This is a genomic window from Stieleria tagensis (assembly GCF_024129865.1).
GTDB classification, from domain to species: domain Bacteria; phylum Planctomycetota; class Planctomycetia; order Pirellulales; family Pirellulaceae; genus Stieleria; species Stieleria tagensis.
Genome location: NZ_JAMYFE010000042.1, coordinates 45,919 through 60,250 on the forward strand (window position 1 = coordinate 45,919; position 14,332 = coordinate 60,250).

13 protein-coding genes are annotated in these 14,332 nt (G+C 56.6%); 4 read left to right on the forward strand and 9 right to left on the reverse strand.

Annotated elements, in window-relative coordinates; translation table 11 throughout:
- Positions 1 to 6 precede the first annotated feature (6 nt).
- The gene (locus NHH03_RS09675) at positions 7 to 1,314 is read left to right on the forward strand and encodes a DUF3472 domain-containing protein (protein WP_253155667.1); all 1,308 of its coding nucleotides are present in this window, start codon (positions 7 to 9) and stop codon (positions 1,312 to 1,314) included.
- Between the two features lie 161 nt (positions 1,315 to 1,475).
- On the opposite strand, the gene pdxH is transcribed toward NHH03_RS09675, so the two are convergent.
- A complete protein-coding gene (gene pdxH / locus NHH03_RS09680; protein ID WP_253155669.1) occupies positions 1,476 to 2,120 on the reverse strand; it encodes a pyridoxamine 5'-phosphate oxidase in 645 nt (214 codons plus the stop codon).
- A gap of 125 nt (positions 2,121 to 2,245) precedes the next feature.
- Between pdxH and NHH03_RS09685 the strand changes: the two genes are divergently transcribed.
- Positions 2,246 to 3,034 (forward strand): YqgE/AlgH family protein, encoded by a 789-nt coding sequence (locus NHH03_RS09685; RefSeq protein ID WP_253155671.1) that lies wholly within the window; start codon positions 2,246 to 2,248, stop codon positions 3,032 to 3,034.
- Here the strand turns inward: NHH03_RS09685 and NHH03_RS09690 are convergent.
- Both NHH03_RS09690 and NHH03_RS09695 read right to left on the reverse strand, forming a co-directional pair.
- Positions 3,000 to 3,854, reverse strand: a complete 855-nt coding sequence (locus tag NHH03_RS09690) for a hypothetical protein (protein WP_253155672.1) — start codon at positions 3,852 to 3,854, stop codon at positions 3,000 to 3,002. The two genes, NHH03_RS09685 and NHH03_RS09690, sit on opposite strands and share 35 nt — an antisense overlap.
- Entirely contained in the window at positions 3,851 to 5,908 is a 2,058-nt protein-coding gene (locus tag NHH03_RS09695; RefSeq protein ID WP_253155674.1) for a hypothetical protein, read from the reverse strand. Before NHH03_RS09695 ends, NHH03_RS09690 begins: the two co-directional genes overlap by 4 nt.
- A 293-nt stretch (positions 5,909 to 6,201) precedes the next feature.
- Between NHH03_RS09695 and NHH03_RS09700 the strand changes: the two genes are divergently transcribed.
- Together NHH03_RS09700 and NHH03_RS09705 are read left to right on the forward strand one after the other, a co-directional pair.
- The gene (locus NHH03_RS09700; protein WP_253155676.1) at positions 6,202 to 6,510 is read left to right on the forward strand and encodes a hypothetical protein; all 309 of its coding nucleotides are present in this window, start codon (positions 6,202 to 6,204) and stop codon (positions 6,508 to 6,510) included.
- A gap of 99 nt (positions 6,511 to 6,609) precedes the next feature.
- Positions 6,610 to 7,449, forward strand: coding sequence for a hypothetical protein (locus NHH03_RS09705; RefSeq protein ID WP_253155678.1), 840 nt, complete (start codon positions 6,610 to 6,612; stop codon positions 7,447 to 7,449).
- Positions 7,450 to 7,512: 63 nt separating this feature from the next.
- On the opposite strand, the gene NHH03_RS09710 is transcribed toward NHH03_RS09705, so the two are convergent.
- The 6 genes from NHH03_RS09710 to NHH03_RS09735 form a co-directional block, all read right to left on the reverse strand.
- The gene (locus NHH03_RS09710; protein ID WP_253155679.1) at positions 7,513 to 9,492 is read right to left on the reverse strand and encodes an FG-GAP repeat domain-containing protein; all 1,980 of its coding nucleotides are present in this window, start codon (positions 9,490 to 9,492) and stop codon (positions 7,513 to 7,515) included.
- 106 nt (positions 9,493 to 9,598) lie between these two features.
- Positions 9,599 to 10,810 carry a DUF1559 domain-containing protein gene (locus tag NHH03_RS09715; protein ID WP_253155681.1) on the reverse strand — a complete coding sequence of 404 codons (1,212 nt, stop codon included), beginning with the start codon at positions 10,808 to 10,810 and terminating at the stop codon, positions 9,599 to 9,601.
- Positions 10,811 to 10,956: 146 nt separating this feature from the next.
- Complete coding sequence (locus tag NHH03_RS09720) at positions 10,957 to 11,100, reverse strand: hypothetical protein (protein WP_253155684.1); 144 nt, start codon at positions 11,098 to 11,100, stop codon at positions 10,957 to 10,959.
- A gap of 501 nt (positions 11,101 to 11,601) precedes the next feature.
- The gene (locus tag NHH03_RS09725; RefSeq protein ID WP_253155686.1) at positions 11,602 to 13,215 is read right to left on the reverse strand and encodes a ribulokinase; all 1,614 of its coding nucleotides are present in this window, start codon (positions 13,213 to 13,215) and stop codon (positions 11,602 to 11,604) included.
- A 191-nt stretch (positions 13,216 to 13,406) separates the two neighbouring features.
- Positions 13,407 to 13,775: a hypothetical protein gene (locus NHH03_RS09730; RefSeq protein ID WP_253155688.1), complete on the reverse strand. Its 369-nt coding sequence runs from the start codon at positions 13,773 to 13,775 to the stop codon at positions 13,407 to 13,409.
- Between the two features lie 351 nt (positions 13,776 to 14,126).
- Complete coding sequence (locus NHH03_RS09735; RefSeq protein WP_253155689.1) at positions 14,127 to 14,294, reverse strand: DUF1328 domain-containing protein; 168 nt, start codon at positions 14,292 to 14,294, stop codon at positions 14,127 to 14,129.
- Between the last annotated feature and the right edge of the window lie 38 nt (positions 14,295 to 14,332).

Sequence of the window (14,332 nt, forward strand, 5' to 3'; positions counted from 1 at the left end):
AACCTGATGATGAATGCAGCCCCCCGTCTGAGTCTTGTATTACTGTTTGCGTTGTTGCCACAGCTGATCGTGGCTCAGTCGTCCAGGGCAGCGGACTGGTCCGTTCCAGTGGCTGGGAACGCGTTTCGGACCGCTCCCGGTCCAGGCCGTGATGGGCTTCGTCGCGGTGGCACGCTTGCTTGGAACGATCCCCAGGAAGTGTTCTCGATCTATTTTCATGTCGATCGACCGGCCACACTTCGGATCGCCTTCAAAGGGCGTGTGAGGGAAGGAAAATCGATCTTGGCGGTAAAGGTCGGTGACAAGGCATTTGAAACCACGGTCGAGGGTGCCGATCTGGCGGAACACCCAGTCGGTGATGTGGATGTGTCACAGGCCGGCTATGTCCGTGTGGATCTGCAGGGCAGCGAGCGATCCGGCAACGTGTATGCCGAGATTGAATCGTTGCAGGTTTCGTCGTCGACCGAGTCATTGCAACTGGATTACGTCAAAACAAACCAGGGCAACATGTTTTACTGGGGGCGACGTGGGCCTTCGGTTCACTTGCGCTATCAAGTCCCCCAGGACAAATCGTTGCGTTATGCCTACAGCGAAGTCACGGTGCCGGTGGGGCAAGATCCGATCGGATCGTATTTCATGGCCAACGGTTTTGGAGAGGGCTATTTTGGAATTCAGGTCAACTCGGAAGACGAGCGACGCATCCTGTTCTCGGTTTGGAGTCCTTTCAAAACCGACAATCCGCAGGATATTCCGCCGGAACAGCAGATCACGACACTGGGCAAAGGACCCGACGTGCACATCGGCCAGTTTGGGAATGAAGGTTCTGGTGGACAAAGCTATCTCGTCTACCCTTGGAAAGCCGGTACGACGTATCGCTTTCTGACGGAGGTCAAACCGGATGGCCAAGGTGGCACCCATTACACGTCATGGTTTTCTGAAAAAGAATCTGATTCGTGGCGGCTGGTCGCAAGTTTTCGACGTCCGCAAACGGACACTCATCTGACCCGTTTTCACAGCTTCTTGGAAAACTTTGCGCCACAGTATGGCTACATCGGCCGACGTGCGCTGTACGGCAATGTTTGGGTTTGTGACACGCAATCGCAATGGTCTGCCTGCACCGCCGCACGATTCAGCGTCGATGCGACCGGTGGTGGTCGTCACCGATTGGATTTTAGTGGAGGAGTCGACGGCGACGTGTTCTATCTGCGCAATGGCGGGTTCTTTGATGAAACCGGACAGCCAGGCGAGACGTTCACTCGTACCACGACCACCGACGCAATGCCCGTGATTGATTTCGACGCGCTGCCGCGATAGTGCGGTGGTGCCGGACCGGAAGTCCGTCGTACGCACAGCCGTCAATCCTAAGATTAAAAGTGGGTAAGAGCTTCCAGCTTGCCATCACGACACCGGGTGAATCGCAAGCTGGAAGCGTACGCCACGAATTGTCGACCCTAAAACAAAATCTGGACGCGCCACTAGGGCGAGAGCCGCTGGATGACCCACTGCGAACCTTCGCGGCGATAACGCAACCGGTCATGCAAGCGACTCTCACGACCCTGCCAAAATTCGATGGTTGTCGGGGTGACGCAGTAGCCACCCCAGTTTTCGGGGCAGGGAATTTCCCCGTCGGCATATTGAGTCTTCAGAGTGTCGAGCTGCTTTTCCAGCGATTCTCGGGAAGCGACCACGCTGGATTGTTGGCTGACGATGGCACCGAGTTGGCTGTCGCGTGGTCGTTTGTGGAAATAGCTGATGGAACGTTCGCGAGAGGCTTTTTCGACGTGGCCTTCGATTCGTACCTGGCGTTGGACGTGTTGCCAAAGGAAGCACAGCGAGACGTTCGCGTTGGCTTCCATTTGTTGGCCTTTGGCCGAATCATAGTTGGTGTAGAACCAGAACTTGCCGTCGTCTAATCCTTTCAGTAGCACGACGCGACTGCTGACATTCCCATTGGGGTCACAGGTGGACAGAGTCATCGCATTGGCTTCCACCCATTCGGGCAGGTCGCCTTCGATCGCTTGACCCAGCCAGGTGTGAAACTGAACCATCGGATCGGCATCCGCGTCTTTCTCTAACAGGCTACCGAGTCGATAGCTTTGTCGCATTTCGTACAGACTCATAAACCGATTTCCAATTTCCGCGTGATGCTGTGAGGGGCCCATTGGCACACGCGATGCATTCTAACTGATTGACGAATCACGCAACTGCCGTTTTGGCAGTTCGTTCATCTTGTTATAGGCAAATCATGCAGGATTCTAACCCGCTTCAACCGTCCGATTCGATGATCGGAAAATTATTGGTGGCATCGACCACCGTCCAAGATCCATTGCTCGCGCGGTCGGTTTGTCTGGTGGTCCATCAAGATGCCGAAAACATTTTTGCGGTGCTGCTAAATCGTCCGATGAGTGCCCCGCCGGGACTGGCCAAGTTGCTTGATGCGGCTGGCGTCAGTGACGGCGACCCGACCGCCAAGCCTAGCCAACGGCCTCACCCCAACCGATTGCGCAAGGGGAAATTAAACCAGGTGCAATCGTTTCCGACGAATTTTCCCGACGGTGTTGCTGCCGCATCCGATAACACGCCGGACGCGCCGGTGCCGGCGTCATCCGACCAGACATTTGCAGACCAAACAGTTGCAGAAATCACGGCGGCGCAGGCTGCCAAAACTCTGGGCACGATTCATTTCGGCGGGCCGTTGTCGGGCCCTGTGGTCGCTGTCCATAACTCCAGCGAACATGCCGAAGCGGTGGCCGGAAAAGGTGTCTATGTTGCGGCCCAACGCGACCTCTTGGAGACCTTGGTCAAACACAAACCCAGCTCCTTTCGTTTGATTGTCGGTCACTTGGGATGGTCGGTGGATCAGCTTCAATCTGAAATCGACGCCGGGTTCTGGCACTTGATCGATGCCACCGAAGACGACGTGTTTGTCGGCGATCAAGATCTGTGGCCTTCGGTCATTCGCCGCGCCACCACCAAATCGCTTGCTCGTTGGTTGGCGATCAAAGATTCGCCGTTTGCAGCCGAAGTGAACTGATCGCGGGGCGCCGGCACAGCAAGAGTGTGATTGCAATGATGGCCCCTTTGATCGCAGTCAGCATCAGCGCGCGGCCGGGCGGCAGGAACACTGTGCCAGGGTAACTCCATTCGAGGCAGCGATTGATGCCCAGTAGCGCAACCAGCGCCAGTGGGATCGCGACGAAGAATCGCAATCCGCGCCGCGTCCAATTGTGCGGTGCTAGCGAATAGTAGAGCGCCGTGGGGATCAACATCTCGGAAAAACCGATGATGACGATCGGCAACCATAATTTTTGTGTTTGCGGGGCACTCATCCATCCCCAGTGTCCCTGAGTGATGCGAAGGATCGCAAACACCATTGCAAACACGACGGTCCACAAGATCAGAGTCTGCAGTCGAAAGGAGAACCGTTCAGGAGACTCCGTTGCGTTGTTTTCGTCTTTCTGCAATGGCACGCCGATTCCCAGACACTTGATCGTGTAAACGGCGAACAGTGTGGATATCAGCTGAACGCTCAGCAAGACTCCTGCCCATGCGGATCCGGTGGCTGAGAAACCCATCACGCTGATTCGCGAGAGACTGATCCAGGCTGCGACCCCAACCGCAATCGCGCCGGCAAAACGCAACGCATTATGCGCCGAACTCGTCGCGGCCCAGATCGCGATCAACGCACATTGAGCAACTGGAAGCATCATCAAAATGTCGCGAGTCCCGCTGGTCAGAAACCATGTCGGACAGGTCACCAACAGGTAGGCGACCAAGTGCAGCGTTAGACAGATCCGTGTGGTCGATGGCGTCGTGTGGTTTGCCAAGCGATCGATGGGCAATGATGTGGTCATGGAAGCGAAACACTTTCATTGATTCCGCTACCCATCACTCTGCCGGCTGAATGGTTTCGTGGTTGCATTGCGTCGAGGTGTCGCTGGGCAAACCCTGCGGCGATCGAATCCGGGAATTGATCGACGATCTGTTGCAGTTGTGCTTTCCATTGGGGCAATGCCGTCTGGTGTTGTGTTTCAAGGAGCCGGCTGAACTGTCGTCGCGCCGCTCGCTCTTGGCTGGCAAACTGCGTGCGAAGTTCATCGAACAATGGATCGTCCTGAAACCCTTTCTCCAATTGATCCAAGACCTTGTTTTTCTCGACACGGTCATGCGCCATCCCGGCATCGCGATAGCGTACCAGCGTTTGAAAGGTCAGCTCCTGGAGGATCGTTGCTACCAACGGCTGAGCCGCTGATGATTTGGATTGTGAAACCAATCCACGTAAAAACACAATCGCAGCAGACACATCTTGCTGTTGTTGCAGACGCAGCGCTGTTTCACGGACCTGTTGTTCAAAACGATCGCTTTTCAAACGGCTTGTCGCGGCCAGGTCGGATTTTGGATACTGTTGAACGATCTGAAGATAGCGATCGATAGCCAATAGCGGCTTGCGATCATTTTCCAGTTGCTGTCCTTCGACCAGTAGCGTTTCGGCAATCGCGTCGTTGATCCGTGTTGCGATCGGGCTGCCAATCATTCGCTTGGCCAACCTGGACAACCGATGCCGTGTGAGGTCGTTGCCATCGGCCATCGATTGTTGGGTCAGTTTCTCAATCGCATCGATCTGGTCCGGCAGGGGGACAGCCTGTCTGTCTCTCAGTTGGACCGATTGGACGAACAGTTCAAAGGCATCATCGACACGAGGGATGGCCAGCAGTTCCAGACAGGATGCCGCCAATCTCTCGGCGATCTTTGAGTTGGTTTCATCGCTTGCACCCTTTGCCAGTTCCGTTCGCAGTTCGACCAGAAGGGAGGACCTGATCTCTGGCGATGTTTGAGCGAGCGCAACTTTAGCCATGGCAACTAATTCTTGTTCGCTAACCGGTTTCTGCTGGATGAATCGATAGTCGCCACTGGTCAGATTGGCCAGCCGTTGCATGTTTTGGCAGCTTTCTGGATCTTCGTAGGCGATCGTGTGAATCGGACTGGTCGATACGACAGAGTTAACGACGTCAAACGTGTCGCCAGCGGTGGCAAAGGGCATTGATTTTGATCGCTTCTTGTCATCAGAAAACTTGCCATCGGACAACATGAAGATGGCGCTCGGATTCATGCGTAGCGCCAGATGCAACGCGGATCGTGGGTCGGTGCCACCCCTGGGATTCATGGTGTTGAGCCAGTTTCCTAGTCGATTCTTGTTCTCGCGGGTCGCATACATCATGTTGGGTGCGATTGATGTGCTGCCGAGCAACTGAGTGGTCGAATCGTTGAACAGTAGCACATAGAATTTTTGCGATGCATCAAGTGTTTCAACCGAGCGGACCAGTTCCCTGGCAGCACGTCGAAAGCGCATCCCGTTCATGCTGCCTGACATGTCCAGTACATACACGAATTCGTGCCCCGATGCTTCGATCCCAAAAAAGGATCCGTGTGCGGCATCGGACGGTAGGGCGCCGCCGCTACGCTGCACGGCCGGTGGTTGCTGCTGTTGGACCACTTTCTCCGCCACATCGTCACTCGGTTTCGTTGCCGGTTGAGGATCCGGCGGCGACGGATCCGGTTCGGTATTTGTTTCTACCGCAACCACATCCAAGATCGCGATCGGTCCCTGCATCTGGCCGACGTCCTGACTGAAACTGAATCGCAGTGTCCGCATGCCCTGGCCGCCCAGATCGGCCGGAGACACGATCAACGCGATCATCAGTAGCAACCCGCCATGCAGAATCGCCGAACTCAACCAGCCGGCGGATTCTTGTTTGCTAGTGTCGCTCAGATGTCGCGGCACGACTTCAATTCCATCCAGCAGCTTGGCCGACGTCGCTGCCAGCGGTGGGGCGCCTGGGTATCGGAATCCGTCGCGGCGATTGCGGAATCGTGACGGAACGACCGGCGGTTGCGGATCAGGGTCCATTTCGCGCGTCTCATACGGGGGCGTCCGAACGCGGCGGCGACGAATGTCGTGCTGAGCCGTGTAGCGGTGTCGATTCAAGTCTGGCGTGGACAACCGGCGAAAGGGAAGAAAAGAACAATGATCGATAAAACGCCCGCCGGCATTGATGCAGCGTGGCGGATTGGCGGCGGCCTGTCAAATTTTGGGCCAACCCGGCGACCGGATTTTGCGACCGGAGTTCGCCCGGGGAAGATGCGGTACACTAGCGGGCGACCGCCTGTTTCTTTTCTCCTTGTCGAATCGGTCTGAGCTTCATGAGCCATTTTGATGAAGAAATGCCTGCACTGTGCGATCGGTGTTTGAAGGAATTGGTCGGTGGTCGTGGCGAGTTCTATGAAATCGATATCCAAGCCAAAGTGGATTCGTCGCCGCCGATCCTGGATTCTCCCACCGCATTCGATCAGCATCAACTGGATCAGCAATGGAGAAAGCTGATCGAACAATTGGAGTCCACGCCGCAGGTCGATGCGGAAAACCAAGTGCATTGTCGCCGCCGTCTGCACCTGTGTGCCCCCTGTTTTCAAGTCTGGATCGATAATCCAGCCGGCGAAAGCGGCCTGTAATTCTGCCTTTTCGCCGGCCAATCGATTTGCTTGACAGGGGCAGATACAGATGAGACAATCTGTCTAGATTAAGGTGTTCCACGAACCGTGTTGAAACCAATGAGAATGATACGAGCGTTTGTTGTGTTGCTGTTTGGGGGTTGTTGCCTGACAACGTCCGTCGGTCAGGCACAAGAAACACAGAATCTGCAAGGTGAAATTCGCGATCAATGGAGCGACTACTACGCGGCCCAGCTGCCACGATATAAGTTTGCGCTGGCGTCCAGCCCGGCAGAACCGCTCGATTTGCCGGATGCCAAATTGAGATGGAGCAATCCGCTTCGGCCCGGGACACACGGCGACCTATTCGTGTGGACACACAACGGCCGTGGTGTGTTGGTCGGTTCGTTGTTCTCCTATCACAGCGGTGACGGTCGACGGGTGGCGCATCAATTTCAATCGTTGACCACCGAGCCGATCAATTGTGAATACCAAGGCGGCAGCAACTTCCAGATTCCCGGGCCTGGATTGAAGTTTCAGCCGATCCCTGATGCACCGGCTCCGGCTGACAGCAGCGTCTATCGGCTCACTCAAATGCGCCGTCTCGCACGCCAATTCCAAGCCTTTTGCATGGATAAGAGTGGTTTCCAGCCGCTGCGTGCATTGGCCCAGCCGATCTATCGCTTTACCGGCAGCGAGATTGAAGATGACGGAGCGATTTTTGCCTTTGTGATGGGGACCGATCCTGAACTGTTGCTTGTGATTTCGGCTTTGAAAACGAGCACGGATCCACAATGGCATTACGCCGCCGCCCGGTTTGCCGCTGATCCGTTGAAGTTGACGCACCAAAATGAAACGATCTGGGAATTTGGCGACCGATCAAAACAAATTGGCTATGTCAGCCAACATGGAATCGATCATCAACCCATCCGCCCCATTCTGGAAAAGTCCGCCGAGTGATTTGAGCGCGTGCCGGTGAGCCTCGACGGGAAATCGGCGAGCGTCGGCTCGGCGGACGTTGGCTCAGCGGACGTCGACCCACGACAACCGTTCGCGTGGGAAATAGATCACACAGCCATCCTCTTCGCCGACCAGCAGGTCTAGTTTCCCGCGGCCCAGATCGATTGCCAGCGGCGAGCAGGTGTGGACACCCATTTCTAATTTCTGCTGATCAAAATGCATCACGCGGGGGTAATCGAAAACGGGCTCCCGGTTTGTTCCTGCGTTACGCAGGAACAGCACACTTGCCTGGCGGCGATCTCCTTCAAAGGTGTCGTCGGGGATACCGCCGGGTCCTGGAATGGACGCGGCTCGCCCGGTCCCCGCCAGTAAATCGATTTTGCCGTCGCCGTCCCAATCGGTCGCTTGCAATTTGGTGCGTCCGAATTGGCCGGCAAAGCGTTTGCCATGGGCTTGAATCGGTTCACCTGTCGTCAGACGCAGCACCTCACCGGGCGTGACGTTGTAATCATCAATTTGCCAATAGCGACGAAACTGGTTGTTCTCGTCATTGACGATGATGCACTGGGGCCCCTGTTCTACGTTCCAATCGGTCACGGCGGGTTGCGTCCGCCAGACCAGATGCATCTCCATCGTGTCGCTTTTTAGGATGACCGGTTTGTCAAACGAGGGAGGGCTGGAACCGGGTTGTTGCAACAACACCGAGAGGTCGCCTTGGATGCTGTTGTAAATGATGTCGGCCGAACCGTCGCGATTCCAGTCGACCACTGTCGGGCAGCTGTAGCCCCAACGCGATTCCGGTGGACCTTGAATTCCCGTGTAGCCGCCATCGATTTTCAGGATTTCGCCGTCCGCTTTGATTCGTACCGGCGCATCAAATTCTGCCTTCTCCGGTGTTCCGATGTTGCGAACAAAAAGAAAATGTCCCGCATCGTTTCCCGCGACCATGTCAATCAAACCATCGCCGTCCAGGTCGCCTGATGTCAGTACCGGGAGCGCACCGAGTGTGAGGATCGGGTTTTCAATCAGGGCGCGCACCGGTGGATCGTAAATGGGGCCACCACGCTGATTGAAGCGTCCCGCAAAGCGATAGAACCACAACGAACCGGTATCACCCACCAACAGATTCGAATCGCCCGTGACCGGGTCCGGTATCGCAACCAGTCCGGGGAAGATTCCGGGGTGTCGCATGCCGTTATCGTCGGCGCCGCTTAAAAACACCCCCGGTTTCAAATCCAATGCCGATTCGGAATCATTCTGAAAGTAGTAGAACATGCCTTGGGATGCCGCTCCCATCACGCCCTGTCGGCTGAGACTTGGATAGTCCACTTTGGTCAAACCGGTGCAGCGAATCAAAAAATCACGCTGGGCTGGAAAGATGGGGAATTGGATCTCCGGATCCGAATTGCCATTCTCCAGTGTCATCGCGCCCAACACGGCATAAGACAGTTTGCCGCGGTAAATTCCTGATCCGTCAAACGGCCGATAGTCAGCCGAATGGGGATGCGCCCCTTCAACGCCGCGCGACTTGCCATCTCCTTTGGTGAATAGCACTGCTAGTCGATCGTCGGTCAATGGGAACGCTGCCAATGTCCGTAGACCACCGGGGACCGTCGCAGAAAAGTCTGGCGTGATTTCGAACCGCTGGCGGCTGCGATCGAAACGCGAAAGCTGAATCTTTTTGCCGTTGTAAACCAGGGCGTTGGAAGTTGTGCCGGCGGAGAACACAGCCAGGCTGCCGCGGGGAACGTCCAACATGCTGGGGTGTCCAAACACCGGCACGCCTTGCCGAGTGAAACGTTTGAATGGCAACAGAGTTCGGCCACTGACGAGCAAATCATAGGGTCCGTTGCCGAAAACGTTCGCCACTCCACTCGGCTGGACTTCAAAGTCACGGGTCGCGCCAAGTGGCCCCACGTCAACCGCCAACCCAATTTCCTGGCCAGCGGGCCAGTCAGGTTTTGGTGCGGGCGATTGGGAGTAGACCAGGTTCGTGAATCCAACAAAAAAGGTCACCAGGATCGTGAGTGGTCGCAGCGTCATTTGGCAAGATCATGGGGGGGAGGAACACAAGAATCTGAGGCGAGTGCTTGTCGGTTGATGGCCGACAAAGCACTGCCCTGAAAACATCAGATCGAAGGTCGAGGGATCACAATGCCTCGTCGATGATTTCGCCCGAAGCCCGCGTTCCGAGCGCGCCCCATAAACCGTAGGCGCTTGGTTGGCCGTTGGAGGCCGGCATCATCGATTGATCTCCGGCGTCTATGCTTTCGGTAACGAAGGTCACCGCACCGTCGCCCATCAAAATGTGCGCGCCGCCGGGGTGACGGCTCCCAGCTGTGCTCAGCGCGTGCCCGTTGTCACTGACCGCACCAGCGCCCCAGGTGCAAGACAGGCGATTGGGTGGGCGGATCGTTTGGAAACTGGTGTAGGAGAGTCGGAAATCGGCCCAGCGAAACCCACGACCCGATGAATCATTCTGGCCGGCCGCGCTCCCGGTGAAAAATTGAGGGCGAGACGGATCAATCACCGAGTCACAAAACAACGGATTGATGACCAGTTCAGCGTCGCCGGCTTCGGATAGATCCGCTTTGACCTCGTTCTGTCCCAGGCTGGTACAGATCTCGCCCATCGCAATCGTATTGGATAGACCGTCCAGACAATCGCGGAATCTCATTTCGTTTCGCGCCCAAAAGAAGCCTCGATTGGTCCCGCGGCCCAAGGCTGCTCCGGTCGGGTTGTCGGTGGTGCTGCTGAATGTGCTGCCCTCGCGTCGATCTGGATTGTTGGCTCCGTTGCAGGAACATGTCCAAGACCCGCGCCGGTTTCTCGCACCGTGATGAACCAAATAGATATTGTCGCCAAGATTGGCAGCGTAGTTGCATCGTCCCAAGGCGGGCAGGCCACGGCCGGGATCGCTCGGGCAACGGTAGGTTGGAATTTCCGCTCTCCAAGGTTCATAGGCGTCACGCCATGGCACCGGACCGAATGCGGGCCAAGTCGTCCCGCCATCAACCAGCGGATTGCTAAGCAGTTCCCATAGCCCTTGCTGTTCGATGAACGGAGTCAAACCGACGTGCATACTCAAGTGGAACCGGCTTGAGTCATTGTTGCCGGTCATCGCGTTTGGACCGGTCCCTCCGCCATGCGTGGGCAACGCTTTGTAGGTGGAGTGATAGTTGTGAATCCCCAATCCGAGTTGTTTGAAATTGTTGCTGCAACTCATCCGTCGCGCAGCTTCTCGGGCCGCTTGAACGGCCGGTAGCAACAGGCCGACAAGGATTCCGATGATCGCAATCACCACCAGCAGTTCAACCAGTGTGAATGCCAATCGACCTCTAACGTGTTGATGTGTGTTCATGACAACGCCTGAGTAAGAAAAGGAAAAGAGAGAAAAAGCAATTCAGACGACCGAAGTCGCCGTCATCGATTGCTGATCGAACGATCGGCAATTTGTTTGCAGGCAGCCAGCGGAGTCGGCCTCGCGTGGGCGTCGAAACTGCTCCGCTATTCGTCGCCGTCATACATTGCGTCTTGTTGCTCGTCGGTGATTTCCGGTGCGGCACGTTCAATCACTTGCGGCTCCGAATCGTCACCGCACCCGACCAATGACAGCGTGAAAAGCAACAGGATCAAATGAAAACTCTTCATGAATTCCTCCGGGGAGAAGGGATCGAATCACGTCGCCTGATCTGCAAAGAACAGGTCTATAGACTTAATGCATCTCTATAGACTATGCGCTGACGGGGGCCGGTGCAACACAAACTCAGGTCAAGGGGGAATAAATCCGCAAAGAAATTTTGTCGGACAGGTGGGGAATCCATGTCGTGGATTGCAGCGTCGATCCCACGAGGCCGTGCCAGTTAGGAATTCACACTGCCGCGCGCCTTGCCCAAGGCCTGGGATTTCCCAACCCGACGCGTTCGTTTGGAAGCCAGCGTTTTCGCGTGGGGCATAGGTTTTTTGGTAACCCGACGCGTCAGCGAAGGATCCCGTCTACACCCAAAATCCCTCGCTCACGCTTCGGGTTGCGCTGTTGCGATTCACTCTCCCGCCCCGGAGGTCGTGCGGCTTGGCGTGCCACCCATCGGCAGAGTCGTATGCACTCAATCTCATCTTTGCGCCAACGGCGTTCGATAGCTTAGCCCGGGGTCACTGGGGCACAGAATGTGATTCGATCGCGGCGGCGAGTTGACGATAGTCTTGATAGAGTGCCTGATAGGCCTGGTGACGCTGCGGCCGGGGCTCGACCGTGATCGTGTCGCCCTGTCCGCCGGCCATGGCGGTCGCAGCATCGGCCACCGTTGGGAACCCGCTTCGCTCTGCTCCCGCCGCGACCATCCCCAGCACGGCTGCGCCCACGGCGGTGCCCTGGGTCGCCGGATGAATCTCGATCGGCATTCCCAACACGTCGGCATAGACCTCGACAAACGCGCGGTTGTGATGTGGCAGTCCGCCGGTGGCAATCAGGCGATCAATCGGTACACCACCAGTGGTCAGCAATTCCACGATCCAGCGCAGTCCAAACGCGGACGCTTCCATCAGTGCCAGGTACAGATGCGCTGGCCCATGCTCGAGTCCCAGGCCGACAAAGGCGCCGCGCAGCCCGCCGTCCATCAGTGGCGTCCGGCAACCATTCATCCAGTCCATGCAGCGCACGCCTTCGGCACCGGGCGGCAGCTTCATCGCCGCTTGGGACAGTTCGTCAAAACTGTCTAGGTTCAACAGACGCAGCAACCAGGCGAACGCATCACCGACCGCCGCTTGTCCGGTTTCATAGCCGAACAATCCCGGCAGGATCCCGCCGTCAACGACGCCGGCGACCCCAGCAACTTCTACCAATTTTTCGGCGTTAAGCATGTGACAACTGCTGGTGCCCATGACCATCACCAGGGTTCCGGGCGAGGCAGCGCCGACACCCGGGACAGCCGCGTGCGCATCGATGATCGCGGTCGAGACCGGTGTGCCGGCATACAGTCCAAACTGCTCGGCCATCGCCGCGGTCAATCCGCCGGCGGGTTGACCCGGTGATCGCATCACGCCGGGCAAGCGCTGGGCAACTACGGTGGCCAACAGCGGATGAACGGCGTTGAAATAGTCAGCCGGCGGATATCCCTCGCTGGCTGACCACATCGCTTTGTATCCGGCTTGGCAGGTTGACCGTGTCAGGGTCTCGGCTGGACCGCCGACAAGTTGCCAGACAAACCAGTCACCCGCTTCCAGCCAAACCTCTGCGGCCTCGGCCACTTGCGGGGCGCACTCGATCGTTTCCAAGATTTTGGGCAGCAACCATTCCAGTCCGATGATGCCGCCATAGCGTTTCAGGAACGATTCCTGCCGCTCCGTTGCGACGGCGTTCATTCGCTCGGTTTGTTCCAATGCACCGTGGTGTTTCCACAGTTTGGGCCATGCCAGCGGCGTGTCTCGAAAGGAATCGAGTTGGCACAGCGGGACGCCCGCCGCAGTCGTTGGCAACATGGTGCAACTTGTAAAGTCGACGCCGATTCCAACCACTGCCTTTGCTTCGATACCCGCTTGGTCCAGTGCGGCACGGGTGGCAACCGCAGCCGACTCGATCCAATCGGCTGGATCTTGGAGTGCGAAACGCGCCGGTAACCGTTCGCTGGATCCAGGCAATGATTGAGTGATCTGGCCACTGGTGTAGTCGCTGGTGGCCAGGCCCAACTGGTTGCCAGCGGCATCAACAAGGATTGCGCGCACCGATTCGGTGCCAAAATCTAGTCCCAACGAAATAGGTCGACTCATTCCGATTGCTCCGCCGTAGTCCAAGTTGAATTCCAATTCTGATTTGTCGCGCTACTGCTGTGCGACGGCACCGACCGTAATCTATAGATTTTTGCCTGGCAACCGTTGGTGGTTTGCTGCAACCATTCGTACCAAAGACTCTTTAGCGATCTTCCGAGAACTTGCAACTTTCACACTGACGCGCGGACGATCTAAGGTTTACTTCGCGCGGTCAGTCGACGGCATTTGACGACGATCGCCAGGTAGAATCGTTTGACCGAATTCAGCAGCTTGCGAATCACCACTTCTGTTCGATCCAGGATGTCGGCGATGAACGGTAATTCCAGTGCGATCAATGCGAGTCCGATGATGGCAAGGAATCCGCCGGGGCCGGGCAGCCAGCCAATCGCCAGACCAGTGAGAATCAAGGCGATGCCGCCACCGAAGTTCAGGACGCGTCCGATGGTGAAGTTGCCACCACGTCGTTTTCGTCGCTGGTGGACATACCCTCGAAAGCGTTCGCCGGGTTTTCCTTCGCGAAGTGTCTGGTAGTTATCCTTTACGGTTTGGAGGAATCCCACTGTAGTACCTATCCGTGGCTGATAGCTGGCTGCGCCGCTCGCCTTCCACCGATCTGACAGTGTCAAACTAGTTTGGCGTTACGGGGCAAGAGCGAAATGTCAAAGAAGGGGCTGCAAAGGCAAAACGCGTACCAAGCGAGCCAACATTCCAATCGATCGATCCGGTTTCTGCCGGTTGTCGACAGAAACCCATTGTTGCACTGATCCGCGCTAATACATCGCCGCGATGCTGAGTACGAGTACAAGCGCGACGCTGACCAAGGCCCGGAACCAAGTGATGCGAGGAAGCGCGGGAGTCGTGGATTTTGGTCTGCTTGCAGATCGTTCGCCCGCCCCCGCCGCGCACCGTCGTTACGCAACCGGTCCACGTCGGCCCATGATCAGTCCGATAATGAACAGGATCAAAAACACGACGAACAGGATCTTTGCGATGTAGGCTGCGGTGCCCGCTACCACGCCGAATCCGAGTACGCCGGCGATCAAAGCGATGACTAAAAAGGTGAGTGCCCAGCTTAACATGACGTTTCCTTGGTGTTGAAAAAGCGATTTCACGTGGT